The sequence below is a fragment of the Pseudomonas sp. CP-1 genome, from assembly GCF_021213715.1.
In the GTDB taxonomy this organism is placed as follows: Bacteria; Pseudomonadota; Gammaproteobacteria; order Pseudomonadales; family Pseudomonadaceae; genus Pseudomonas; species Pseudomonas aeruginosa.
Genome location: NZ_JAJQKY010000002.1, coordinates 178,992 through 202,370, shown reverse-complemented (window position 1 = coordinate 202,370; position 23,379 = coordinate 178,992). Strand labels below are relative to the sequence as shown.

Annotated in this window: 26 protein-coding genes; 2 read left to right on the top strand and 24 right to left on the bottom strand. The window is 65.1% G+C overall.

The window, feature by feature from the left end; genetic code table 11:
* On the top strand, positions 1 to 951 hold the full coding sequence (locus LT948_RS04820) for an aldo/keto reductase (RefSeq protein WP_003107361.1): 951 nt from the start codon (positions 1 to 3) through the stop codon (positions 949 to 951).
* 87 nt (positions 952 to 1,038) lie between these two features.
* On the opposite strand, the gene LT948_RS04815 is transcribed toward LT948_RS04820, so the two are convergent.
* The 22 genes from LT948_RS04815 to trmJ form a co-directional block, all read right to left on the bottom strand.
* The gene (locus LT948_RS04815; RefSeq protein ID WP_003109785.1) at positions 1,039 to 1,626 is read right to left on the bottom strand and encodes a YidB family protein; all 588 of its coding nucleotides are present in this window, start codon (positions 1,624 to 1,626) and stop codon (positions 1,039 to 1,041) included.
* Positions 1,627 to 1,759: 133 nt separating this feature from the next.
* Positions 1,760 to 2,554, bottom strand: coding sequence for an amidohydrolase (locus LT948_RS04810; RefSeq protein WP_003092781.1), 795 nt, complete (start codon positions 2,552 to 2,554; stop codon positions 1,760 to 1,762).
* The gene (locus LT948_RS04805) at positions 2,542 to 3,690 is read right to left on the bottom strand and encodes a pyridoxal phosphate-dependent aminotransferase (RefSeq protein WP_004351480.1); all 1,149 of its coding nucleotides are present in this window, start codon (positions 3,688 to 3,690) and stop codon (positions 2,542 to 2,544) included. Before LT948_RS04805 ends, LT948_RS04810 begins: the two co-directional genes overlap by 13 nt.
* A gap of 308 nt (positions 3,691 to 3,998) precedes the next feature.
* Positions 3,999 to 5,480 (bottom strand): ribosome biogenesis GTPase Der, encoded by a 1,482-nt coding sequence (gene der / locus LT948_RS04800; RefSeq protein ID WP_003092786.1) that lies wholly within the window; start codon positions 5,478 to 5,480, stop codon positions 3,999 to 4,001.
* 77 nt (positions 5,481 to 5,557) lie between these two features.
* Positions 5,558 to 6,700, bottom strand: coding sequence for an outer membrane protein assembly factor BamB (gene bamB / locus LT948_RS04795; RefSeq protein ID WP_003092789.1), 1,143 nt, complete (start codon positions 6,698 to 6,700; stop codon positions 5,558 to 5,560).
* Position 6,701: 1 nt separating this feature from the next.
* On the bottom strand, positions 6,702 to 7,346 hold the full coding sequence (locus LT948_RS04790) for a YfgM family protein (RefSeq protein ID WP_003137855.1): 645 nt from the start codon (positions 7,344 to 7,346) through the stop codon (positions 6,702 to 6,704).
* 26 nt (positions 7,347 to 7,372) lie between these two features.
* Complete coding sequence (hisS, locus tag LT948_RS04785; protein ID WP_003092797.1) at positions 7,373 to 8,662, bottom strand: histidine--tRNA ligase; 1,290 nt, start codon at positions 8,660 to 8,662, stop codon at positions 7,373 to 7,375.
* 18 nt (positions 8,663 to 8,680) lie between these two features.
* Complete coding sequence (ispG, locus tag LT948_RS04780) at positions 8,681 to 9,796, bottom strand: flavodoxin-dependent (E)-4-hydroxy-3-methylbut-2-enyl-diphosphate synthase (protein ID WP_003092800.1); 1,116 nt, start codon at positions 9,794 to 9,796, stop codon at positions 8,681 to 8,683.
* Entirely contained in the window at positions 9,793 to 10,836 is a 1,044-nt protein-coding gene (locus tag LT948_RS04775) for a RodZ domain-containing protein (RefSeq protein WP_015502427.1), read from the bottom strand. Before LT948_RS04775 ends, ispG begins: the two co-directional genes overlap by 4 nt.
* A complete protein-coding gene (gene pilF / locus LT948_RS04770; protein WP_003092804.1) occupies positions 10,833 to 11,591 on the bottom strand; it encodes a type 4a pilus biogenesis protein PilF in 759 nt (252 codons plus the stop codon). Before pilF ends, LT948_RS04775 begins: the two co-directional genes overlap by 4 nt.
* Positions 11,592 to 11,608: 17 nt before the next feature.
* Positions 11,609 to 12,748, bottom strand: a complete 1,140-nt coding sequence (rlmN, locus tag LT948_RS04765) for a 23S rRNA (adenine(2503)-C(2))-methyltransferase RlmN (protein ID WP_003092809.1) — start codon at positions 12,746 to 12,748, stop codon at positions 11,609 to 11,611.
* A 24-nt stretch (positions 12,749 to 12,772) separates the two neighbouring features.
* A complete protein-coding gene (ndk, locus tag LT948_RS04760; protein ID WP_003092811.1) occupies positions 12,773 to 13,204 on the bottom strand; it encodes a nucleoside-diphosphate kinase in 432 nt (143 codons plus the stop codon).
* 243 nt (positions 13,205 to 13,447) lie between these two features.
* Positions 13,448 to 13,648 carry a Fe-S cluster assembly protein IscX gene (gene iscX / locus LT948_RS04755; protein ID WP_003092814.1) on the bottom strand — a complete coding sequence of 67 codons (201 nt, stop codon included), beginning with the start codon at positions 13,646 to 13,648 and terminating at the stop codon, positions 13,448 to 13,450.
* A gap of 25 nt (positions 13,649 to 13,673) precedes the next feature.
* Complete coding sequence (gene fdx, locus LT948_RS04750) at positions 13,674 to 14,012, bottom strand: ISC system 2Fe-2S type ferredoxin (protein WP_003092818.1); 339 nt, start codon at positions 14,010 to 14,012, stop codon at positions 13,674 to 13,676.
* A gap of 6 nt (positions 14,013 to 14,018) precedes the next feature.
* The gene (gene hscA / locus LT948_RS04745; RefSeq protein WP_003092822.1) at positions 14,019 to 15,878 is read right to left on the bottom strand and encodes a Fe-S protein assembly chaperone HscA; all 1,860 of its coding nucleotides are present in this window, start codon (positions 15,876 to 15,878) and stop codon (positions 14,019 to 14,021) included.
* 42 nt (positions 15,879 to 15,920) lie between these two features.
* The gene (hscB, locus tag LT948_RS04740; RefSeq protein ID WP_003092824.1) at positions 15,921 to 16,442 is read right to left on the bottom strand and encodes a co-chaperone HscB; all 522 of its coding nucleotides are present in this window, start codon (positions 16,440 to 16,442) and stop codon (positions 15,921 to 15,923) included.
* Between the two features lie 7 nt (positions 16,443 to 16,449).
* Positions 16,450 to 16,773 (bottom strand): iron-sulfur cluster assembly protein IscA, encoded by a 324-nt coding sequence (iscA, locus tag LT948_RS04735; RefSeq protein ID WP_003100617.1) that lies wholly within the window; start codon positions 16,771 to 16,773, stop codon positions 16,450 to 16,452.
* Positions 16,774 to 16,800: 27 nt separating this feature from the next.
* Positions 16,801 to 17,187 (bottom strand): Fe-S cluster assembly scaffold IscU, encoded by a 387-nt coding sequence (gene iscU / locus LT948_RS04730; protein WP_003092829.1) that lies wholly within the window; start codon positions 17,185 to 17,187, stop codon positions 16,801 to 16,803.
* Positions 17,188 to 17,222: 35 nt separating this feature from the next.
* Positions 17,223 to 18,437: an IscS subfamily cysteine desulfurase gene (locus tag LT948_RS04725; protein ID WP_003092832.1), complete on the bottom strand. Its 1,215-nt coding sequence runs from the start codon at positions 18,435 to 18,437 to the stop codon at positions 17,223 to 17,225.
* A gap of 29 nt (positions 18,438 to 18,466) precedes the next feature.
* Positions 18,467 to 18,958, bottom strand: a complete 492-nt coding sequence (iscR, locus tag LT948_RS04720; RefSeq protein WP_003092836.1) for a Fe-S cluster assembly transcriptional regulator IscR — start codon at positions 18,956 to 18,958, stop codon at positions 18,467 to 18,469.
* Between the two features lie 144 nt (positions 18,959 to 19,102).
* Complete coding sequence (gene cysE, locus LT948_RS04715) at positions 19,103 to 19,879, bottom strand: serine O-acetyltransferase (protein ID WP_058134011.1); 777 nt, start codon at positions 19,877 to 19,879, stop codon at positions 19,103 to 19,105.
* Complete coding sequence (gene trmJ / locus LT948_RS04710; protein WP_003092842.1) at positions 19,879 to 20,652, bottom strand: tRNA (cytosine(32)/uridine(32)-2'-O)-methyltransferase TrmJ; 774 nt, start codon at positions 20,650 to 20,652, stop codon at positions 19,879 to 19,881. Before trmJ ends, cysE begins: the two co-directional genes overlap by 1 nt.
* 151 nt (positions 20,653 to 20,803) lie before the next feature.
* Between trmJ and suhB the strand changes: the two genes are divergently transcribed.
* Positions 20,804 to 21,619 (top strand): type III secretion system regulator SuhB, encoded by an 816-nt coding sequence (suhB, locus tag LT948_RS04705; protein WP_003092845.1) that lies wholly within the window; start codon positions 20,804 to 20,806, stop codon positions 21,617 to 21,619.
* 104 nt (positions 21,620 to 21,723) lie between these two features.
* On the opposite strand, the gene LT948_RS04700 is transcribed toward suhB, so the two are convergent.
* A complete protein-coding gene (locus LT948_RS04700) occupies positions 21,724 to 22,272 on the bottom strand; it encodes a glycine zipper 2TM domain-containing protein (RefSeq protein ID WP_003092848.1) in 549 nt (182 codons plus the stop codon).
* Between the two features lie 183 nt (positions 22,273 to 22,455).
* Positions 22,456 to 23,376, bottom strand: coding sequence for a protein translocase subunit SecF (gene secF / locus LT948_RS04695; RefSeq protein ID WP_003092852.1), 921 nt, complete (start codon positions 23,374 to 23,376; stop codon positions 22,456 to 22,458).
* Positions 23,377 to 23,379: the final 3 nt, after the last annotated feature.

The following is a 23,379-nucleotide window of genomic DNA, read 5'->3' as shown; positions in this document are numbered from 1 at the left end:
ATGACCACACGCAAACTCGGCAACTCCGGCCTGGAGATACCGGCACTGGTATTTGGCGGCAACGTCTTCGGCTGGACTGCCGACGAAAGCACCTCCTTCAGGCTGCTGGACGCCCTGCTCGACGCCGGCCTGAACTGCATCGACACCGCCGACGTCTATTCGCGCTGGGTTCCCGGGCACCAGGGCGGCGAGTCGGAAACCCTCATCGGCAAGTGGCTGAAACGCACCGGCAAACGCGACCGCATGGTGATCGCCAGCAAGGTCGGGATGGACATGGGCAATGGCCACAAAGGCCTATCCGCCGCCTATATCGAGCAGGCCCTGGAGCGCTCGCTACGACGCCTGCAGACCGACTACCTGGACCTCTACCAGTCGCACACCGACGATCCCCACACCGACCTGGAGGAAACCCTTTCCACCTATGGCGAACTGATCAAGAAAGGCAAGGTACGGGTCATCGGCGCCTCCAACTACGACGCCCGGCGCCTCCTCGAAGCGCGCCAGGTCAGCGCCCGGCTTAACCTGCCGAGCTACCAGAGCCTGCAACCCGAATACAACCTGTACGATCGCGCCGACTACGAGACCAACCTGGAGCCGACGGTGGAAGAACTCGGTATCGGGGTGATCAGCTACTACTCGCTGGCCAGCGGCTTCCTCAGCGGCAAGTACCGCAACCAGGCCGACACCGCCGGGCGAGCCCGGGGAGAGAAGGTGAAGGGTTATCTCAACGAGCGCGGCGTGGCCATCCTCGCGGCGCTCGACGAAGTGGCCGAGCAGTACAACGCCAACCCGACCCAGGTCGCCCTGGCCTGGCTCATCGCTCGCCCGACGGTGACCGCGCCGATCGCCAGCGCCACCAGCCTGGAACAGCTCGACGACCTGATCGCCGCCACCCACCTGAAGCTCGACGAACAGGCGATCCACCGCCTGGACAGCGCCAGCGCCTATTGACCGACCTGCCGTCGAGGGCGGCCTCGCCCCGTTGAGTGGAGCGGATAACCGTATCGCGGCTATCCGCTCCGCATCGACGGGAAAACCTTAGCTGAAGCGCGCCAGCAGCGAACCGATGTCCAGGTCGCCCTGCGGCGCCTGGCCGTCCGGCGTCAGCTTGTTGACCAGTTCCGGCAGCAGGCTGCTCAGGTGTTCGGCCGCCTCGCCCTGGCTGACTCCGGCGGAGTCCGCCAGTTGCTGCAATTGACCGTCACCGAAGACCCGGGAAATGTCCGCCGCCGACACCGACTGGTTCGGCCCAGCGCCGATCCAGGAATTCAGGGCATCGCCCAGGCCTGCGTTCTGGAGCATCTGGAACAATCCGCCGAGTCCGCCCAGGGAGCCGGCCTCCACGCCCGGCGCCGCCTGCCCGGCACCGCCCGCGGCGCCACCGAGCAGATCGCCGAGGACGCCACCCAGCCCGCCGCTCGCAGCCCCGCCGCCGGCGCCACCAAGGATGCTGCCCAGCGAACCGAGCAGACCACCGCCATCGCCACCGCCCTGTGCCGCACCGCCCTGGCGCGACATCAGCATGGTCACCAGCCCGATCAACAGGGCCACTTTCGGATCGCGAGCACCTCCCTGTCCTTCAGAGCCACCCAGCGCCGAACCGAGAATCGAATCGAGCAGTCCCATTGGTCTTCCTCCTGATCTGATGCCCACGGCGCGGCGCCGCGGGATACGGGTAACTCCATTCCCGGCACTGCGCCATCATGCGCAGTGCCGGGTCATGGCCTCGGACATCGACCGGAAGCGGACGTTCCGGCACTCAAGGATGGATTTCGAAGCGATCCGCGTCCATGTAGGCCGGGAAACGCTGGCGATAGGCCGCCAGTGCCGCCGCGTCCAGCCGGACGCGGAACACGCCGTCGGCGTCCGCCGCGTTGAACAGGCTGTCGCCCTGGAAGTCCAGGACCTGGCTATCCCCAGCGTAGCGCAAGGCGTTGCCGTCTTCGCCGATACGGTTCACCGCCACCACGTAGCAAAGGTTCTCGATCGCCCGCGCCGGCAGCAGGCGGTTCCAGTGCTGTCGACGAGGCGCGGGCCAATTGGCGGTGTAGAGCAACAGGTCGGTGTCGTGCGGGTCGCGGCTCCACACCGGGAAACGCAGGTCGTAGCAGATCAACGGGCGCACCCGCCAGCCCTTGAGTTCGAACAGTTCCTGGCGTTCGCCGGGACTGTAGTGCTCGTGTTCGCCGGCCATGCGGAACAGATGGCGCTTGTCGTAGTGCAGCATCTCGCCGTCCGGACGCGCCCAGAGCAGGCGGTTGCGATGGCTGCCGTCGGCGAGCTGGACGATCAGGCTGCCGGTGACCACCGCGCCAAGGCGCCGGGCCTGCTCCAGCAGCCAGGCATGGGTCGGCCCCAGCTCGGGCTCGGCCTGCTCGGCCGAAGCCATGCTGAAACCCGTGGTGAACATCTCCGGGAGGACCACCAGGTCGGCACCGGCGGCGCTCTCCAGCAGGGCGGCGAAATGCTCGCGGTTGGCCTGGGCGTCGTGCCAGGCCAGGGAGGATTGGACCAGGGCGATGTCCAGGTCCGGCAGAACCGTCAGATCGCGCATAGCTTTTCCGCTGCCTGACGCAGCGTCTCCTCGCGTTTGGCGTAACAGAACCGGACCAGCCGCATGGCGTCCGGCGCCTTTTCATAAAACACCGAAACCGGGATCGCCGCCACTCCGTGTTCGCGGGTCAGCCACTCGGCCATGGCCACGTCGTCCAGGTCCGGACGGACGGCCGAATAGTCCACGCACTGGAAGTAGGTGCCCGGCGCACGGGTGAAACGGAAGCGAGAGTCCAACAGCAGGTCGCAGAACAGGTCGCGCTTGGCCTGGTAGAAACCGGGCAATTGCCGCAAATGTTCGGGATGGCCGGCCATGTAGTCCGCCAATGCCCATTGCAGCGGCGTGACGCCACAGAAGTTGACGTACTGGTGAACCTTGCGCAGCTCCGCGCTGAGCGCAGGCGGCGCGACCACGTAGCCGGTCTTCCAGCCGGTGACGTGGTAGGTCTTGCCGAACGAGCTGACCACGAAGGAGCGCGGATACAACTCGTCGTGGGACAGCACGCTGGTATGGGCGACACCGTCGAACACCAGGTGCTCGTAGACCTCGTCGCTGATCAGGTAGATATCCCGGTCGCGGATCAACGCGGCCAGGCGGTCCAGTTCCTCGCGGCTGATCAGCGCGCCGCTGGGGTTGTGCGGGGTATTGATGATGACCAGCCGGGTACGCGGCCCGATGGCCTCGGCCATGCGCTGCCAGTCGATGGAGAAGTCCGGTAGCGCCAGCGGCACGTGCACGCAACGCCCGCCGGCGAGTTGCACGGAGGGTTCGTAGCTGTCGTAGGACGGGTCGAGTACCACCACTTCGTCGCCCGGATGGACCAGCGCCTGGATCGCGCTGAAGATCGCCTCGGTCGCCCCCGGCGTGATGGTCACCTCGCTGTCGGCACTCACCCGGCGTCCATAGAACTGCTCGATCTTCTTCGCCACCTGCTCGCGCAGGGCCGGCAAGCCGGTCATCGGCGCGTACTGGTTGTGCCCGGCGGCGATATGCCTGCCTACCGCCTCGCGCAGCTCCGGCGGGCCGTCGAAATCGGGAAAGCCCTGGGAGAGGTTGATCGCGCCACACTCGGCGGCCAGTTGCGACATGCGGGTGAAGATGGTGGTGCCGACATTCGGCAGCTTGCTCTGAATCATCGGGACTTCCTGCAGAGACTCGCCGGACGACAGCCCGGCCAGACGGGTGGCAGGGCAGGATAGCCGATCCGGGAGCGACGCTGCAGGGGCACGCCTTAGAAAAAACCGTGCCCGCTTCAGGTCAGAGGGGAATATGCGCCAGGCGATGGCGCAGGACGAACAACCGCCTCGCGATCATTCGTCGCCACGACAGGGAATCGGCGGTCAACGCCGACGGCCAGTTCGTCCCGCGGGCTACACAGCCGCGGCCAATGAAAAAGGCCCGACAGGGATACCTGCCGGGCCTTTCGACGAAGGAAACGCCACACTCAGCGGCGCTTGTCCTTCTTCTTCTTCTCGGCTTTCTTGTGGTGCGACATCAGCCGGCGCTTCTTGTTGACCTGGCGCGCGGTCAGCGAGTTCTTCTTGCCCTCGTAGGGGTTCTCGCCGCCCTTGTACTCGATGCGGATCGGCGTACCGACCAACTTCAATACCCGCCGGTAGGTCTTCTCCAGGTAGCGGGTATAGGCCTTCGGCACCGCGTCCACCTGGTTGCCGTGGATCACGATCAGCGGCGGGTTGGCGCCGCCCAGGTGGGCGTAGCGCAGCTTGATCCGGCGACCGTTGACCATCGGCGGCTGGTGCACCTGCACGGCGTCCTCGAGGATGCTGGTCAGGCGGCTGGTCGGCCAGCGGGTCACCGCCGAACGGAAGGACTCCTGGACCGACTTGTAGAGATGCCCGACGCCGGTGCCATGCAGGGCCGAAATGAAATGGATGTCGGCGAAGTCGACGAACAGCAGGCGCCGCTCCAGTTCGGTCTTCACGTAGTCACGCTCGGCCGCCTCCATGCCATCCCACTTGTTCAGGGCGATGACCAGGGCACGGCCGGTCTCGAGGACGAAGCCGAGCAGGTTGAGGTCGTGCTCGACCACCCCTTCGCGGGCGTCCATGACGAAGATCACCACGTTGGCGTCCTGGATCGCCTGGAGGGTCTTCACCACCGAGAACTTTTCCACCGCCTCGAAGATCTTGCCGCGACGCCGCACGCCAGCGGTGTCGATCAGGGTGTACTTCTCCTCGTTGCGCTCGAACGGGATGTAGATGCTGTCGCGGGTGGTGCCGGCCTGGTCGTAGACGATCACCCGCTCTTCGCCGAGCATGCGGTTGACCAGGGTCGACTTGCCCACGTTGGGCCGGCCGATGATGGCGATCTTGATCCCGTCCTTCTCGCTGGGACCGGGAATCCGGGTCGGTTCCTCGCCTTCGGCGACCTCTTCGCTCGCCGGCTCGCCCTCGCCTTCTTCCTCCGCGTTGTCCTTGGGGAAGATCCCCAGGGCTTCCTGCAGCATATGGTTGATGCCGCGACCGTGGGCGGCGGCGATCGGCAGCGCATCGCCCAGGCCCAGCGGGCTGAACTCGGCACGAGCGAGATCGGGATCGATGGTGTCGACCTTGTTGGCGATCAGGAAGCTGCGCTTGTTCCGCTTGCGCAGGTGCTCGGCGATCATCTGGTCGGCGGCGGTCATGCCGGCGCGCGAATCGACCAGGAACAGGACGGCATCCGCCTCCTCGATGGCCTGCAACGATTGCTCGGCCATTTTCGCATCGATGCCTTCCTCATCGCCGGAGATGCCTCCGGTATCGATGACGATATAGGTGCGGCCCTGCCAGCGCGCCTCGCCGTACTGGCGATCGCGGGTCAGGCCTGCGTACTCCGCCACGATGGCGTCGCGCGACTTGGTCAGGCGGTTGAACAGAGTGGACTTGCCGACGTTCGGGCGACCCACCAGGGCAATAACGGGAACCATGCGGCTCTCCACGAGAATTCAGAAAACACAAAGGCCGCTGACGTCGGACGGCAGCGGCCGGACACTTGAAACCCAGTCTAGCGGATGGTGTAGGCGACGAGCTTGCCACCGTTGCCGAACACGTACATCCAGCTCCCGACCACCAGCGGACGAACCCGCACGCCATCGCTGTCGACCCGCTCGCGACCGACGAAGCGACCGTCCACCTGGCTCAGCAGGTGCACGTAGCCTTCCAGGTCGCCGACCACCACGTTGCTGGAGAACACCGCCGGAGCCGACAGTTGGCGACGCGCCAGGGCGTCGTTGTTCCACAGCGAAGAGGCGCCGCGCGAATCCAGGCCTTCCACCGAACCGCTGGCCTGGCTGACGTAGATATTGCCGAAGCCTTCGGCGACGCCGACGTAGCTCGACGCTTCGCGCTGCCAGAGCAGGCGGCCGCTGTTCACGTCCAGCGCCGCGGCACGGCCCTGGTAGCTGACCACGTAGAGGGTGTCGCCGGACAGCAGGAGGCCGCCGTCGATGTCCACCACGCGATCCAGTTCGGAACGCCCCTGGGGAATCGCTACCCGCTGCTCCCAGATCGGCAGGCCGCGCTGTACGTCGACCGCCACCACCTTGCCGCTGGCCAGGCCAGCCAGGGCCATGTTGCCGGCGATCAGCGGCGCGCCGGTGCCGCGCAGGGTCAGCACCGGCACGGTGCTTTCGTAGATCCAGCGCTGGTCGCCGCTGGCCGCATCGAGGCCGATCAGCTTGTCGTCCTGGGTCTGCACCACCACCACGTCGCCGTTGGTGGCCGGCGCCGACAGCACTTCGCTGTTGACTCGCTTGGTCCACTTCTTCTTGCCGGTGGCTTCGTCGAGGGCGATCACGTCACCGCGCAGGGTACCCACCAGCACCAGGCCGTAGCCAACGCCGACACCGCCGGAAACCGGACGCTCGAGGTCCTTCTTCCAGAGCACGTCGCCGGTTTCGCGCTGGATCGCCATCACCCGCCCTTCGGCGGACGCGGCGTAGATGGTGGAACCATCGACGGCCGGTTCGAGCAGGTTGTACAGGTCGCCCTGGCCATCACCGACCGAGCGGCTCCACTGCTTGCTCAACACGACTTCCTCTTTGAAGTCGGTCAGCTCGGCGGGCGGGAGTTCCTTCTTGCTGTTGCTGCTGCAACCCACGACCGCCAGGGCCAGGGCGAGCAGCGCCGCGTGTTTCCATTGCACCATCTCAGGCCTCTCCCTTGGACAGGTCGTCGAGCTTGATCTGCAGGGCATCGCCGGCACCGTCTTCGGGCAGCGACTGCTTGGCTTTCTCGTAGGCCGCGCGGGCCTCGTCGGTGCGCTTGAGCTGCACCAGCAGGTCGCCCTTGAGCTCCTCGCGGGTAGAGACGTAGGCCTTGTCGGCGTCGCCATCGAGCAGCTTCAGGCCTTCCTCGACCTTGCCCTGGGCCGCCAGGACCCGGGCCAGGCGCTGCCGCGCCAGTTCGCCGAGGGTGGCGTCGGCCGGCTTGTCCATGACCGCCTTCAGCTCGGCAACGGCGTCATCCAGCTTGCCGCTGTCGACCGCGACCTTGGCCACGAACAGGCTGCCGTACTGGGCATAATGGGTGCCGCCGAACTCGCTCTTCAGCTTGCCGGCCAGCTCCGCCACCTTCGCCGGATCCGGCTGGCCGGCCGGATTCAGCGCGGTTTCGATCAGTTGCTGGTAGACGATCGAGGCGCCCTGCGCCTGGTTGGTCTGGTACTTCTGCCAGGCCTGCCAGCCGAATACCACTGCCAGCGCGAGGATGCCGCCGGTGACCAGGGGCTTGCCGTTGCGCTGCCACCAGTCCTTGATCTGCGCCAGGTCTTCGTCTTCGGTACGCGATGTCACCCCAATCACTCCTATTCTTTATGTTCTCAAGCCTGTGCCAGACAGGCTGCCAGGTGCTCGGGCAGAGCATCCCAGGCAATGCTTTGTTGCTCGCCCTCGTCACGCAGGGGCTTGAAACCTACCACGCGATTGGCCACCTCGTCCTCCCCGAGGATCAGGGCAAAGCGCGCGCCGCTCTTGTCGGCCTTCTTGAACTGGCTCTTGAAGCTACCGGCGCCGGCGTTGACCAGCAGGCGTATGCCGGGAATGGCGCTGCGCAACTGTTCGGCCAGGGTCAGGGCGGCCAGCTCGGCCGGTTCGCCGAAGGCGCAGACGTAGAGGTCGGCCGGACGGTTCAGTTCGGCGGGGATCACCCCCAAGGTTTCCAGCAGCAGCACCAGGCGTTCCACGCCCATGGCGAAACCGACGCCCGGGGTCGGCTTGCCGCCGAACTGGCTGACCAGCCCGTCGTAGCGGCCACCGCCGCAAACGGTGCCCTGGGCGCCAAGCTTGTCGGTGACCCACTCGAAAGCCGTGCGGCAGTAATAGTCCAGGCCGCGCACCAGCTTCTGGTTGATTTCGTAGCGCAGTCCGACAGCATCCAGGCGGGCCTTGAGACCCTCGAAGTGGGCGATCGATTCTTCATCGAGATAGTCGTGCAGGGTCGGCGCGCCGACCAGCAACGCCTGGGTGCTCTCCACCTTGCTGTCGAGGATTCGCAGCGGATTGGTGGTCATGCGCCGCTGGCTGTCTTCGTCGAGTTGCTCGAAGCGCTCCTGCAGATAGGCCACCAGGGCCTCGCGATAGCGTGCGCGGGCCTCGCTGGAACCGAGGGTGTTGAGCTGCAGGGTCACCGCGTCGGCCATGCCGAGCTTCTGCCACAGGCGCCAGGTGAGGATGATCAACTCGGCGTCGATGTCCGGACCGGGCAGGTTGAAGACTTCCACGCCGATCTGGTGGAACTGCCGGTAGCGACCTTTCTGCGGTTTCTCGTAACGGAACATCGGCCCGGTGTACCAGAGCTTCTGCACCTGGCCACCGCCGCTCAGGCCGTGCTCCAGCACGGCGCGCACGCAACCGGCGGTACCTTCCGGACGCATGGTCAGGGATTCGCCGTTGCGGTCGAGGAAGGTGTACATCTCCTTGTCGACCACGTCGGTGCCTTCGCCGATGCCGCGGGCGAAGAGTTCGGTGAACTCGAGGATGGGCAGGCGGATCTCGCTGTAGCCGTAGCCGTCCAGCAGGCCGGCGAAGGTGCGTTCCAGATAGCGCCAGGCCGGAGTCTGCTCCGGCAGGATGTCGTTCATGCCACGAATGGCTTGCAGGGACTTGCTCACGTAGGGTCCTTAAACGGGTCAGCCGCGGGCGATCAGGCTCGCATCGGCTTCGGCCTTCTCGGCCGCCTTCTGGCGGATCAGCCGTTCCAGCTCGTCCACCAGGTTGTCGTTGGTCAGTTTCTGCGACGGCTTGCCGTCGATATACACCAGGTTCGGAGTGCCGCCGGTGAGGCCGACATGGGCCTCCTTGGCTTCGCCCGGACCGTTGACGACGCAACCGATCACGGCCACGTCCATCGGTACCAGCAGGTCCTCCAGGCGCCCTTCCAGCTCGTTCATGGTCTTCACCACGTCGAAGTTCTGCCGCGAACAGCTCGGGCAGGCGATGAAGTTGATGCCACGGGAGCGCAGGTGCAGGGACTTGAGGATGTCGAAACCGACCTTGATCTCCTCGACCGGATCGGCAGCCAGGGAAATCCGGATGGTGTCGCCGATTCCCTCGGCCAGGAGCATGCCCAGCCCCACCGCCGACTTCACCGTGCCGGAGCGCAGGCCGCCGGCCTCGGTGATGCCCAGGTGCAGGGGCTGCTCGATCTGCCTGGCCAGCAGGCGATAGGCGGCGACGGCCATGAAGACGTCGGAGGCCTTGACGCTGACCTTGAAGTTCTGGAAGTCCAGCTTGTCGAGATGATCGACGTGGCGCATGGCCGATTCGAGCAGGGCTTCCGGGGTCGGTTCGCCGTATTTCTTCTGCAGGTCCTTTTCCAGCGAACCGGCATTGACGCCGATACGGATCGGGATGTTGCGCTCGCGCGCGGCGTCGACCACGGCCTTGACCCGGTCCTCGCGACCGATGTTGCCCGGATTGATGCGCAGGCAGTCCACTCCCAGCTCGGCGACGCGCAGGGCGATGCGATAGTCGAAGTGGATGTCGGCGACCAGCGGCACGTTGACCTGCTGCTTGATCTTGCCGAACGCCTCGGCGGCGTCCATGTCGGGGACGGAAACCCGCACGATGTCCGCGCCGGCATCTTCCAGGCGGCGGATCTGCGCGACGGTGGCAGCGACGTCGCAGGTCTCGGTGTTGGTCATGCTCTGCACGGCGATCGGCGCATCGCCGCCCACCGGGACGTTGCCGACCCAGATTTTCCGAGACTTGCGGCGAATGATCGGAGAAGCGCTATGAATGCTCATTGTCCTACCTTCAGACGGGCCGTTTCGCCGCGGACGAAGGGGGTCACGTCCACCGGCTGGCCGTTGTAGCTGACCTGGGCGCCGCGAGCGAAACCGAGGCGCAGCTCCAGCGGGGCCTTGCCGGCCAGTTCCAGGCTGTCGCCCTTGCGCTTCAGCGCGCTGACCAGGACCTTGCCGTTGGCGTCGGTGACCTGGGTCCAGCAATCGGCGACGAACTGTACCTTGACCACCCCCTGGCCCTCGCCTGCCACCACGGGCGCGGCGGCAGGTTCGCTCGGCGCTGGCGGGGCGGCCGGACTGGCCGTCGCCGGAACGGCTGGAGCAGTACCGGGAGCGGGAGCCGTGCCGGCAGGCGCGGCGGTAACGGGCTGCTGGGGCGCGGCGGGGGTGCCCTGGGCCGGAGCGGCGGGAACCTGCGCGCCCTCGCTCGCCACCGGCGGCGAACCCTCGGCCTGGGCGGCGACTTCCGGAGAAACCTCGGCGGGCGCTTGCTCGCCTTCCTTCTGCGCTTCGATCACCGCCTGGTCTTCAGGCTCGTCCAGGGTATGGATCTCGGTGGTGCCGTCGGCGCTTTCCACTTCGACATGCTCGAGGCTCAGACCGGCGGTTTCCGGCGTGCGCGCGGAATGCTCCTGCCACCAGAAGTAGCCGAAGCCGATCAGCAGGGCGAGCAGTAACAGACTGACGATACGCAGCACGTTGCGCGACAGGCGCACCGGCTCGGCGACCCGTCCCAGGCTCTGTACGGTGCTGCCGCTGGCATTGGTGCCGGTGAAATGGTCGAAGCTGTTGACCAGCTCGGCCTGGTCGAGGCCCATGAGCTTGGCGTAGGCGCGGATGTAGCCGCGCGAGAAGGTGTGCCCCGGCAGCTTGTCGAACGCGCCGTTTTCCAGCTGACGCAGCGAATTCTCGGTCAGGTTCAGTTGCCCGGCCACCTGCGACAACGACAAGCCCTTCTGCTCGCGCGCCTGGCGCAGGGTTTCCCCGGGGTTCTGACGGGAAGCGGTGGCTACGACTTCGGGCTGCGGCGCTTTCATCATTTTTCCGCCTGGAATTCCTGATATTCGGGAGAGCCTGGGTACAGGCGTTTCAACTGCAGGCCATAGCTGGCGGCCGTGTCGCGGTCCTCGAAGACCTTCGCGAGACGAATGCCCAGCAACAGGCTGCGGGCGTTCTGCCCGCCGCCCTGGGCAAAGAGATCATAGTACTGGCGAGCCGGCACGTACTCGCGCTCCTTGTAGAGCAGGTCGGCCATCTCCAGCGCGACGCTGGGCTGGTTACGGTTCAGACGCAGGGATTTCTCGAAGTACTCCTTGGCCTGGGCCGGTTTCTTCATTTGCAGCGAAACCAGGCCGAGGTTCTCGAAGACCCGCGAGCGCTCGGGATAGAGGGTGTCCTGGCTGGCCTCCAGGAGACGCTGGTAGGCCTCCTCGTAGCGCTTCTGCTCGTAGAGGAAACCGCCGTAGTTGTTCAGTACCCGGGCATTGCGGCTATCGCTGGCGAGCGCCTTGCGGTACTCCTCGTCGGCCAGCTTGGGCTCCATCTCGGTCTGGAACACCACCGCCAGCGCGGCATGCGCGTCGGCGCTGGAAGGGTCGATCTCGAGGGCCTTGCGCAGCGGCACCTTGGCCTGCTCGGTGTTCCCCCGCTGGAGATAGCCGAGGCCGAGCTGGATATAGGCATCGCGCGCCTCGTCACGGCCCTTGTCGGTTTTCAGGGGATTCTGATCTCCGCTCGTCACGCAGCCTGTCAGCCCAACTGCCAACAGGAACACCAGCGCGGCGCGTACAGTCATCGGAACCCTCCTCTCACTCAATTTCGATTCGCCGCCGACTCGGACTCGGCCAGTTGGCGCACGGCAATATAACGTTCGCTCCGGCGGGTACGATCCATGACCTGGCCGACCAGCTGGCCACAGGCTGCGTCGATGTCGTCGCCGCGGGTGGTACGCACGGTCACGTTGAAGCCGCCCTTGTGCAACATGTCCTGGAAACGCCGGATGGCATTGTTGCTCGGGCGCTCGTAGCCGGAGTGCGGGAATGGATTAAACGGAATCAGGTTGATCTTGCAAGGCGTGTCTTTCAGCAATGCGATCATCTGCTCAGCATGCTCGGGCTGATCGTTGACATCCTTGAGCAGGGTGTACTCGACGGTCAGCACGCGCTTCTCGCCGAGCCGGGAAATATACCGGCGGCAGGCATCCAGCAGCATGCCCAGCGGATACTTCTTGTTGATCGGCACCAGCTTGTTGCGCAACTCGTCGTTCGGTGCGTGCAGCGACAGGGCCAGGGACACGTCGATCACCTCGCCGAGCTTGTCGATCATCGGCACCACGCCGGAGGTGGACAGGGTCACCTTGCGCTTGGAAATACCGTAGCCGAGGTCGTCCATCATGATGTTCATGGCGGCGACCACGTTGTCGAAGTTCAGCAGCGGCTCGCCCATGCCCATCATCACGACATTGGTGATGGCGCGGTCGATCTTGGCCGGAACGGTACCGAACGACTTGTTGGCGATCCACACCTGGCCGATCACCTCGGCGGCGGTGAGGTCGCTGTTGAAACCCTGCTTGCCGGTGGAGCAGAAACTGCAATCCAGGGCGCAGCCCGCCTGGGAGGACACGCACAGGGTGCCGCGTCCGCCCTGGGGGATGTACACGGTCTCGACGCAACTGCCGGACGCCACCCGGACCACCCACTTGCGGGTGCCGTCGGCGGAGATGTCCTGGCTGACGATCTCGGGACCGCGTATCTCGGCTGAGGCCTTGAGCTTTTCGCGCAAGGCCTTGCCGACGTTGGTCATGGCGTCGAAATCATCGACGCCAAAGTGGTGAATCCACTTCATGACCTGGCCGGCCCGGAAACGCTTCTCGCCGATGGACTCGAAGAACTGTTCCAGCTGCGGCTGGGTCAGGCCCAGCAGATTCACCTTGCCGGCGGTGGTCGTTGTCATGGTTTCACCCTCACCCACGCTCGATCAGCGAATGCGCTCGCAGACTTCGGTAGCCGCGAAGAAATAGGCGATCTCGCGAGCGGCGGAAGCTTCGGAATCGGAACCGTGGACGGCGTTCTCGTCGATGGAGACGGCGAAGTCGGCGCGGATGGTACCGGCGTCGGCTTTCTTCGGATCGGTGGCGCCCATCAGCTCGCGGTTCTTGGCGATGGCGTCCTCGCCTTCCAGGACCTGGACTACAACCGGACCGGAAGTCATGAAGGAAACCAGGTCCTTGAAGAACGGACGCTCTTTGTGCTCGGCATAGAAGCCACCGGCTTCACGCTCGGACAGCTGAACCATTTTAGCGGCGACGACGCGCAGGCCGGCTTTCTCGAAGCGGGTCAGGATTTCGCCGATCACGTTCTTGGAAACGGCGTCCGGCTTGATGATGGACAGGGTGCGTTGCAGTGCCATTGGTAAAACTCCGAAACAAGGTTGTCTAGCATGGGCGGCCCCGCCAGCGGGGCGGGACGCCGTGATTCGTTCAGGACGCTGACGAAAACGGCCCGAAAGGGCCGGAATCAGCGTGGCTGCGCCTGGCATCGGGCCCGGCGCGCCTAGCCTGGAATGCGCCCGCGGACGATTTCAGGCCTTACCTAAAATAAAACCCGCGAATTATACGCGGGTTCCCGGCAAATGCGTAGGGCGGGCCTATGGCTAGTCCCGTTCCTCGATCCAGGCGGCCTGGATGGCCTCCAGGACTTTCTCCCCGCTACGCTGAGGATCGTCGGAGAACTCTGGAAGTTCCACCACCCAGCGCCGCAGATCGACGAAGTTGACGTATCGCGGATCGACCTCCGGCTTGCTTTCGTCGAGCTGGATGGCGATTTCCAGCACATCGGTCCATTTCAGGCTCATTGCACGCTCCTCTCTACCGCCGGGCTCAGTGGCCTTCCGACACCTGGTTGATGGTGTACTTGGGAATCTCGACCACCAGGTCTTCGTCGGCCACCACTGCCTGGCAGGATAGCCGCGAATCGGGCTCCAGGCCCCAGGCCTTGTCCAGCATGTCGTCTTCGAGTTCGTCGGACGGCTCCATGGAGTCGAGGCCTTCGCGGACGATTACGTGGCAGGTCGTGCAGGCGCAGGATTTCTCACAGGCATGCTCGATCTCGATGCCATTGCGCAACGCGGCATCCAGGATGGTTTCGCCGGGCTTCGCCTCGAATACCGCCCCCTCGGGGCAGTGGTCGGCATGGGGCAGAATCACGATCTGCGGCATCTTCGCTTATTCCTCGATTTCGTTGAGCCGGCGGCCGGAGAGCGCGGCCTTGACGGTCGCGTCCATCCGCCGTGCGGCGAAAGCGTCGGTCACCTGGGACAGGCGCTTGATCTGGTTCTCGATGGCCGCGGTGTCGCTACCACCGGCCAGTTCACGCAAGGTGTCCATCTGCGCCGCGATGGCCAGGCGCTCCTCTTCGTCCAGGAGCCGCTCGCCGTCGACGTCCAGCGCCGATTGCACGGCCTCCAGCAGCCGCTGCGCCTCGACCTGCTGTTCGCGCAGGGCGCGGGCAGCCTTGTCGTCGCCGGCGTAGTCGAAGGAGTCCTTGAGCATCCGCGCGATCTCGCCGTCGGTCAGCCCATAGGACGGCTTGACCTGGATGCTGGCCTCGACGCCGGAACTCAGTTCGCGTGCGGACACGCCGAGCAAGCCGTCGGCGTCGACCTGGAAGGTCACCCGGATTTTCGCCGCGCCCGCCACCATCGGCGGAATGCCGCGCAGCTCGAAGCGCGCCAGCGAACGACAATCCTTCACCAGCTCGCGCTCGCCCTGCAGCACGTGGATCATCATGGCCGTCTGGCCGTCCTTGTAGGTGGTGAACTCCTGGGCGCGCGCCACCGGGATGGTGGTATTGCGCGGAATCACTTTCTCCATCAGCCCGCCCATGGTTTCCAGGCCGAGCGACAGCGGAATGACGTCCAGCAGCAGCAATTCCTCGCCGCGCTTGTTGCCGGCCAGGGCATCGGCCTGGATGGCCGCGCCGATGGCGACCACTTGGTCCGGATCGATATCGGTCAGCGGCTCGCAGCCGAACAACTCGCCAACCGCCGTGCGCACACGGGGCACGCGGGTCGAGCCACCGACCATCACCACCGAGCGGATTTCTTCCAGATCGACACCGGAGTCGCGCACCGCTCGGCGGCAGGACTTCAGGCTGCGAGCGACGAACGGCTCGATCAACTCGTCGAGCGTCGCCCGGCTCAGCTCGCCGCTCCAGTCGCCGTAGGCGACCCGGACCGACGCCTCGTCGGTAAGACGCTCCTTGGCCGCACAGGCGATTTGCAGCAACTGCCGCTGGCTGCCCGGGTCCAGATCGGCAGAAAGGCCAGCCTGCTCGATCACCCAGCCAGCGATGGCATGGTCGAAGTCGTCGCCGCCCAGGGCCGTATCGCCGCCGGTGGCCAGGACTTCGAAGACACCGCGGGTCAGGCGCAGGATGGAAATGTCGAAGGTTCCACCACCCAGGTCATAGATGGCCACCAAGCCTTCCGCGCCCTTGTCCAGGCCGTAGGCCACGGCGGCGGCGGTCGGCTCGTTGAGCAGGCGCAGGACGTTCAGTCCTGCCAGGCGCGCGGCATCCTTGGTAGCCTGGCGCTGGGCGTCGTCGAAATAAGCCGGCACAGTGATCACCGCACCCACCAGCTCGCCACCGAGGGTGGTTTCGGCGCGCTGGCGCAGCTCACGCAGGATGTCCGCCGAGACTTCCACAGGACTCTTCAGCCCCTGTACGGTCTCGATGAAGGGCATGTGCGACTCGCCCTGGCGGAAGCGGTAGGGCAATTGCTCGCCCAGTTGCTTGACGTCCTCCAGGCCGCGCCCCATCAGACGCTTGACCGAAATGATGGTATTGAAGGGATCCTTCGCGGCGGCCGCGCGGGCGCTCTCACCCACTTCCGCCCGCTCGGCGTGATAACGCACCGCGGAAGGCAGGATCAGGCGCCCCTGCGCATCCGGCAAGGGCTCGGCGACGCCGCTACGCACCGCGGCGACCAGCGAATTGGTGGTACCCAGGTCGATCCCAACCGCCAGGCGACGCTCATGGGGCTTGGGACTCTGACCGGGCTCGGCGATCTGCAGTAGGGCCATGCTCTGTCTTAACTATGGGGTGCGACCCGGGGGCCGCAGGGATTAATCGTCGAGTCGCTCTTCCAGCTGGCGCACTTCCTGCGCGAGCTTGTCGAGGAACTGCATGCGACGGACCAGGCGTTCGGCCTCTTCGCGGCGCTGCGCATCGTCCCAGCACGCGGCGAACTCGCGCTCCAGCTCGGCCTGGGCGGCCTTGAGCCGACGCTTGAAGGTCGCCACGCCGGCCAGGTCGGCGCTGTCCTGCAACTCCTCCAGTTCCTCGCGCAGCTGCATCTGCTGCAGGAGAAACTCCGGATCCTGCACCGTAGCCTCCAAGGGCAACTCGTGACCACTCAGGGTCAACAGGTACAGGGCCCGGCGCGGAGCGCTCTTCAGGGTCTGGTAGGCCTCGTTCAGTTGCGCTGCGCGCTCCAGGGCGAGACGCTGCTCGCGCTCGGGAGCGTCGGCGAAACGGTCGGGATGGACGCTGCGCACCAACTCGCGATAGCGCTGGCCGAGCTCGTCGAGATCGACCAGGAAAGCCGGTTGCAGGTCGAACTGGGCGAAATGACAGGGTTTACCCACGCCGGCCTCAGACGTTGAAGCTTTCGCCGCAGCCGCATTCGCCACGAACGTTGGGATTGTTGAACTTGAAGCCTTCGTTGAGCCCTTCGCGAGTGAAGTCCAGCTCGGTGCCATCGAGATAGACCAGGCTTTTCGGGTCGATGATGACCTTCACGCCATGGCTCTCGAAGACCAGGTCCTCGGCCGCCAGTTCATCGACGAATTCGAGGACATAGGCAAGCCCGGAACAGCCAGTGGTGCGCACGCCAAGACGGATACCCTCGCCCTTGCCGCGCCCCTCGAGGGAGCGCTGCACGTGTTTGGCGGCGGCTTCGGTCATGCTGATGGCCATTGCAACTCCTTACTCGTCACGAGCGGCTTAGAGCAAACCCTTCTTCTGCTTGTAGTCGCGAACGGCGGCCTTGATGGCGTCTTCGGCGAGAACGGAGCAGTGGATCTTCACCGGCGGCAGGGCCAGCTCTTCGGCGATGGTGGTGTTCTTGATGGTTTCCGCCTCGTCCAGGGTCTTGCCCTTCATCCACTCGGTGGCGAGGGAGCTGGAGGCGATCGCGGAACCGCAACCGTAGGTCTTGAACTTGGCGTCTTCGATCACGCCCTGCTCGTTGACCTTGATCTGCAGGCGCATCACGTCGCCGCAGGCCGGCGCGCCGACCATGCCGGTGCCGACGTTGGGATCGGCAGCGTCGAGCTTGCCGACGTTGCGCGGGTTTTCGTAGTGGTCGATGACCTTTTCGCTATATGCCATGGCTAATCCTCACGTTTTTCCGGGGCACGAGGCGCTCAGTGCGCCTGCCATTCGACCTGGGACAGGTCGACGCCCTCTTTGTACATATCCCACAGCGGCGACAGTTCGCGCAGCTTGGAAACGGCCTCGACCACCTTCTTCGCGGCATAGTCGATCTCTTCCTCGGTGGTGAAGCGACCGAAGGTGAAGCGGATGGAGCTATGCGCCAGTTCGTCGTTGCGGCCCAGGGCGCGCAATACGTAGGACGGTTCCAGGGACGCCGAGGTACAGGCCGAACCGGAGGAGACCGCGAGGTCCTTGAGCGCCATGATCAGCGACTCGCCCTCGACGTAGTTGAAGCTGACGTTGAGGTTGTGCGGGACGCGGGAGGTCATGCTGCCGTTGATGTAGAGCTCTTCCAGGCCATCGATCTGCGCGAAGAAGCGGTCGCGGAGCGCCAGCACGCGGGCGTTCTCCTGGGCCATTTCTTCCTTGGCGATGCGGAACGCCTCGCCCATGCCGACGATCTGGTGGGTGGCCAGGGTGCCGGAGCGCATGCCGCGCTCGTGGCCGCCGCCGTGCATCTGGCCCTCGATGCGGACGCGCGGCTTGCGCCGGACATAAAGCGCGCCAATGCCTTTCGGGCCGTAGGTCTTGTGCGCGGAGAAGGACATCAGGTCGACCTTGAGCTTGTCCAGGTCGATCTCGACCTTGCCGGTCGACTGTGCGGCGTCGACGTGGAACAGCACGCCGCGGGAGCGGGTCAGCTCGCCGATGGCGGCGATGTCGTTGACGGTGCCGATCTCGTTGTTCACGTGCATGACCGAGACCAGGATGGTGTCGTCACGCAGCGCCGCCTCGACCAGTGCCGGAGTGATCAGGCCATCTTCGCCCGGCTCCAGGTAGGTCACTTCGAAACCTTCGCGCTCCAGCTGGCGGCAGGTGTCGAGGACCGCCTTGTGCTCGATCTTCGAGGTGATGATGTGCTTGCCCTTGCCCGAGTAGAAGTGCGCGACGCCCTTGATCGCCAGGTTGTCGGACTCGGTGGCGCCGGAGGTCCAGACGATCTCGCGGGGATCGGCGTTGACCAGTTCGGCCACCTGGCGACGGGCGTTCTCCACGGCCTCCTCGGCTTTCCAGCCGAACACGTGGGAACGCGAAGCCGGGTTGCCGAAGTTGCCGTCCATCAGCAGGCATTCGCTCATTTTCTGGGCGACGCGGGGATCGACGGGAGTGGTCGCGGAGTAATCGAGGTAGATCGGCAATTTCATCAGGTAACTCCTACAGGCTGGCGCCCTGCTCAGTCGATGGCGGACGCTTCAATCTTGTCGAGACGAGGCGTCTTGCCTGAGCAACGGCGTTCGTCCTGGCGCAGCGCGACCTCCTGGACCTCCTGGCGGCTGACCAGATCGGCCAGGCTGATGCCGCTGAGGAACTCATGGATCTGCAAACTGAGGTCGCACCACAGGTGGTGGGTCAGACAGGTATCGCCGGAGTGGCAATCGCCCTGCCCCTGGCAGCGGGTCGCGTCGACGGATTCGTTGACCGCGTCGATCACCTGCGCCACATGGATGCCCGACATATGGCGGGACAGCTGGTAGCCGCCGCCCGGGCCGCGCACGCTGGTCACCAGGTTGCCACGGCGCAACTTGGCGAACAGCTGTTCGAGATAGGACAGGGAAATGCCTTGGCGTTCGGAGATATCGGCCAGCGAGACCGGACCTTGCTGAGCATGCAGCGCCAGGTCGAGCATGGCGGTTACGGCGTAGCGGCCTTTGGTGGTCAGACGCATGGGCTTTTCCCATCGGGATCATTCGGGGTTGACGCGGATTATGCTCTTATCCGAGTAATTAGGTCAACTATAAGACCGATCAAATTACTCAGGATTAGGCAAATTCAGGGCGTTACATGGTAGCAGAAAGCCGCCGGCCGCGCATTACGCGGCCGGATTGCCATCCTCGCCCTTGACCCCGGCGAAATCCTCCTCGCGCAATACCGGCAGATCCTTCGCGCAGTAGTCGCTCCCCAGGGCGGTGAGCGCCTGGCACATGCCCTCGAGCCGGCCGTCGACGGCCTGCAGGTGATCGAGCAACTGACCAATGGCACGCGCCACCGGGTCCGGCATGTCCTGGCTGACTCCGTAGGCATCGAAGCCGAGTTTCTCCGCCATCGCCTGGCGCTTGGCCTGCTGCTCGGTATCCTCGCGCATGATGATCCGCCCGGGAATGCCGACCACGGTGGCACCCGGCGGGACTTCCTTGGTCACCACGGCATTGGAGCCGACCTTGGCGCCCTCGCCGACGGTGAACGGGCCGAGCACCTTGGCACCGGCACCGACCACCACGTTGTTGCCGAGGGTGGGGTGGCGCTTGCCCTTGTTCCAGGTGGTACCGCCCAGGGTGACGCCCTGGTAGAGGGTGACGTCGTCGCCGATCTCGGCGGTTTCGCCGATGACGATGCCCATGCCGTGGTCGATGAAGAAGCGCCGGCCGATCCTGGCCCCCGGGTGGATCTCGATGCCGGTCATCCAGCGGCCGAAATTGGACACCAGGCGCGCCAGCCACTTCCAGCCGGACGTCCACAAGCCGTGGGCCAGCCGATGCAGCCAGACGGCGTGCAGGCCCGGATAACAGGTGAGGACCTCGAGTGCGTTGCGAGCCGCCGGATCACGGTGGAATACGCTTTGGATATCTTCACGCACACGTTCGAACATCAGTCGTCACTCCGCTTGTAGGACAGGCCTCGGGCCACCTTCTGGGTTTCGGTCAGGATCCCGCGCAGGATATTCATTTCCAGCTTGCTGATCGCGCTGCGCCCATACAGGCGCCGCAACCGCGACATCAGGTGGCGCGGCTTCTCCGGATCGAGGAAGCCGATATCGATCAGCGTCCTCTCCAGATGCGCGTAATAGAGTTCCAGCTCGTCGGCCGTCACCAGCTCGGTGTTGAGCATCGAGGTGGACTCGAACTTTTCCATCTTGGTCGGCTTGCCCTGGGCCGCCAGCCACGCCATGCGCACCTCGTAGGTGAGCACCTGGACCGCGGCCGCCAGGTTCAGCGAGCCGAACTCGGGATCGGAGGGGATATGCACATGGAACTGGCAGCGCTGCAATTCTTCGTTGGTCAAACCCGCATATTCGCGCCCGAATACCAGGGCCACCTCGCCATTCGCCTCCAGGTGCTCCAGGCAGGTCGTCGCGCACTCGCGCGGATCCAGCAGCGGCCAGGGAATCCGCCGGTCGCGGGCGCTGGTGCCGAGCACCACGCTGCAGCCGCTCAGGGCCTCTTCCAGGGTGTCCACCACCCTTGCGGCGTCGAGGATGTCGGTGGCGCCGGAAGCCCGCGCCACCGCGTCGCCGTGGGGAAAGCTTTCCGGCTGCACCAGCACCAGTTGCGACAGGCCCATGTTCTTCATGGCACGGGCCGCCCCGCCGATGTTGCCGGGATGACTGGTGTTGACCAACACCACACGAATACGGTCGAGCAACGCCGATGCTCTCCAACGCCAAGTTACTGAAGGGTGTGAAATCCTACAGCAGAGGTCAGCTTTATACCATGCGGCCGACAGGTCGCCCTTCAAACGCCATCGGTTTCTGCTAGAATGGCCGGCTTTCTTTAACGACCCAGGTGACCTCTCCATGCAGCCTATGCTGAATATCGCCCTGCGCGCCGCTCGCAGCGCCGGTGAACTGATTTTCCGCTCCATCGAACGCCTGGATGTCATCTCGGTCAACGAGAAGGATGCCAAGGACTACGTGACCGAAGTTGATCGCGCCGCCGAGCAGACCATCGTCGCCGCGCTGCGCAAGGCCTATCCGACTCACGCGATCATGGGCGAGGAAGGCGGCTTCATCGAAGGCAGCGGCGAGGGCGCCGATTACCTCTGGGTGATCGATCCGCTGGACGGCACCACCAACTTCATCCATGGCGTACCGCACTTCGCCGTGAGCATCGCCTGCAAGTACAAGGGCCGCCTGGAGCACGCCGTGGTCCTCGACCCGGTACGCCAGGAAGAATTCACCGCCAGCCGCGGTCGCGGCGCCGCCCTCAACGGTCGCCGCCTGCGCGTCAGCGGCCGCAAGAGCCTGGAAGGCGCCCTGCTCGGCACCGGGTTCCCGTTCCGCGACAACCAGATCGACAATCTCGACAACTACCTGAACATGTTCCGCAGCCTGGTCGGCCAGACCGCCGGCATCCGCCGCGCCGGCGCCGCCAGTCTAGACCTGGCCTACGTCGCCGCCGGACGCTACGACGCCTTCTGGGAATTCGGCCTGTCCGAATGGGACATGGCGGCAGGCGCCCTGCTGGTACAGGAAGCCGGCGGCCTGGTGAGCGACTTCACCGGCAGCCACGAATTCCTCGAGAAGGGTCACATCGTCGCCGGCAACACCAAATGCTTCAAGGCACTGCTGACCACCATCCAGCCGCACCTGCCGCCGTCGCTGAAGCGCTGATCCGCCGCTGACGAAGAACCCGGCCTGGCGCCGGGTTTTTCATCTCCATGAAAATGCACAAGGGCGCCCGCGGGCGCCCTTGTGCATCATTGCGACAGTCAGGCTCAGCGCAGCGTTTCGCCCTGGCTGAGGATCAGCCGGCCATTCTTGTCGACCGGGATCTGGCTGCCCGGATCGCGCTCCATGCGGATCTGCCCGGCCTTGCCGTCGAGCATGTACTTCACGTCATAGCCGACGACCTTCTCGCTGCTGTCGTGCACGGTGCTGCAGCGGGTTTCGGTTGTGGTGTAGGTGTCACGCTCCTGCATGCCTTCCTGCACCTTGTTGCCGGCGTAGCCGCCGCCGACGGCGCCGGCCACGGTGGCGATCTTCTTGCCGGTACCGCCGCCGATCTGGTTGCCCAGCAAGCCGCCGACCACCGCACCGATGGCGGTACCGGCGATCTGGTGCTGGTCCTTGACCGGACGCTGGCGGGTCACGGCCACGTCCTTGCAGACCTGGCGCGGCGTCTTGATGGTTTCCTTGACCGGCTGGACAGCGACGACCTCGGCGTAGTCGGGACCGCGATCCACCAGGCTATAGGTGGCTACCGCGCCACCTGCGGTCACGCCTACGGCACCCAGAACGGCCCCGACGAGCATCGACTTGTTCACATGTACCTCCTGGCTTTCATCCAATGCGGGCTATGTTCGCCCTTTGCCTTGCCTAGGACTGGGCAAAAACCACCAAGTTCCAGGCTCCCGACAAACGTTTCGTTGGCGCAGATACGAAAACTCCCGCCAAAAGCGGGAGTCCTCGAGTGACCGGCAGGCGCCGGAGTGCCGAACCAGAGCGCCTCAGGGGCGATCGTCGACGGTGTCCTTGGCCTGCGGCGGGATCAGGTCCTCGCTGGTCAGGTTCAGCCAGATCAAGACCACGTTGGCGATGTAGATCGACGAGTAGGTACCCGCCATTACACCGACGAACAGGGCGATGGAGAAACCGAACAGGTTGTCGCCGCCGAAGAACAGCAGCGCGGCGATGGCCAGCAGCGTGGAGACCGAGGTGGCGATGGTGCGCAACAGGGTCTGGCTGGTGGAGATGTTCAGGTTCTCGATCAGACTGGCCTTGCGCAGCACGCGGAAGTTCTCGCGCACCCGGTCGAAGATCACGATGGTGTCGTTCAGCGAGTAACCGACCACCGCCAGCACAGCGGCGAGGACGGTCAGGTCGAAGGTCACCTGGAAGAACGACAGCACGCCCATCACGATGATCGCATCGTGCACCAGCGAGAGGATCGCCCCGAGGGCGAACTTCCACTGGAAGCGGAAGCCGACGTACAGCAGGATGCCACCCAGCGCCAGGAGCATGCCGAGGCCGCCCTGGTCGCGCAGTTCTTCACCCACCTGCGGGCCGACGTACTCGACCCGCTTCAGGTTCGCCGGGTTGCCGGTATCGGCCTGCTGCAAGGCGGTAGCGACCTTCTTGCCCAGTTCCGGGTCCTCGCTGGGCATCCGCACCAGCACGTCGCGGGCGTCGCCGAAGCTCTGCACCACGGCGTCCTCGTAGCCGGCGCCGACCAGTTGACCACGCACCTTGCCGAGATCGGCCGGTTGTTCGTAGGTCAGCTCGATCAGCGTACCGCCGGTGAAGTCGAGGCCGAAGTTGATGCCCTTGGTGAACCAGCTGCCCAGGGCGATGACGGTCAGGATCAGGGTGACGGCAAACGCGATGTTGCGGATGCCCATGAAGTTGATGGTACCGATCTTGATATTCATCTC

Bases quoted from the DNA above. Each gene is read 5' to 3' on its own strand.
- hscA (WP_003092822.1), bottom strand. From the start codon at position 15,878: ATGGCCCTACTGCAGATCGCCGAGCCCGGTCAGAGTCCCAAGCCCCAT.
- iscA (WP_003100617.1), bottom strand. From the start codon at position 16,773: ATGGCCATCAGCATGACCGAAGCCGCCGCCAAACACGTGCAGCGCTCC.
- LT948_RS04815 (WP_003109785.1), bottom strand. From the start codon at position 1,626: ATGGGACTGCTCGATTCGATTCTCGGTTCGGCGCTGGGTGGCTCTGAA.
- bamB (WP_003092789.1), bottom strand. From the start codon at position 6,700: ATGGTGCAATGGAAACACGCGGCGCTGCTCGCCCTGGCCCTGGCGGTC.
- secF (WP_003092852.1), bottom strand. From the start codon at position 23,376: ATGAATATCAAGATCGGTACCATCAACTTCATGGGCATCCGCAACATC.
- iscX (WP_003092814.1), bottom strand. From the start codon at position 13,648: ATGAGCCTGAAATGGACCGATGTGCTGGAAATCGCCATCCAGCTCGAC.
- fdx (WP_003092818.1), bottom strand. From the start codon at position 14,012: ATGCCGCAGATCGTGATTCTGCCCCATGCCGACCACTGCCCCGAGGGG.
- iscR (WP_003092836.1), bottom strand. From the start codon at position 18,958: ATGCGTCTGACCACCAAAGGCCGCTACGCCGTAACCGCCATGCTCGAC.
- LT948_RS04810 (WP_003092781.1), bottom strand. From the start codon at position 2,554: ATGCGCGATCTGACGGTTCTGCCGGACCTGGACATCGCCCTGGTCCAA.
- iscU (WP_003092829.1), bottom strand. From the start codon at position 17,187: ATGGCATATAGCGAAAAGGTCATCGACCACTACGAAAACCCGCGCAAC.
- LT948_RS04820 (WP_003107361.1), top strand. From the start codon at position 1: ATGACCACACGCAAACTCGGCAACTCCGGCCTGGAGATACCGGCACTG.
- ispG (WP_003092800.1), bottom strand. From the start codon at position 9,796: ATGAGCATTCATAGCGCTTCTCCGATCATTCGCCGCAAGTCTCGGAAA.
- LT948_RS04805 (WP_004351480.1), bottom strand. From the start codon at position 3,690: ATGATTCAGAGCAAGCTGCCGAATGTCGGCACCACCATCTTCACCCGC.
- LT948_RS04725 (WP_003092832.1), bottom strand. From the start codon at position 18,437: ATGAAATTGCCGATCTACCTCGATTACTCCGCGACCACTCCCGTCGAT.
- pilF (WP_003092804.1), bottom strand. From the start codon at position 11,591: ATGACTGTACGCGCCGCGCTGGTGTTCCTGTTGGCAGTTGGGCTGACA.
- suhB (WP_003092845.1), top strand. From the start codon at position 20,804: ATGCAGCCTATGCTGAATATCGCCCTGCGCGCCGCTCGCAGCGCCGGT.
- cysE (WP_058134011.1), bottom strand. From the start codon at position 19,879: ATGTTCGAACGTGTGCGTGAAGATATCCAAAGCGTATTCCACCGTGAT.
- LT948_RS04775 (WP_015502427.1), bottom strand. From the start codon at position 10,836: ATGATGAAAGCGCCGCAGCCCGAAGTCGTAGCCACCGCTTCCCGTCAG.
- ndk (WP_003092811.1), bottom strand. From the start codon at position 13,204: ATGGCACTGCAACGCACCCTGTCCATCATCAAGCCGGACGCCGTTTCC.
- rlmN (WP_003092809.1), bottom strand. From the start codon at position 12,748: ATGACAACGACCACCGCCGGCAAGGTGAATCTGCTGGGCCTGACCCAG.
- der (WP_003092786.1), bottom strand. From the start codon at position 5,480: ATGGTTCCCGTTATTGCCCTGGTGGGTCGCCCGAACGTCGGCAAGTCC.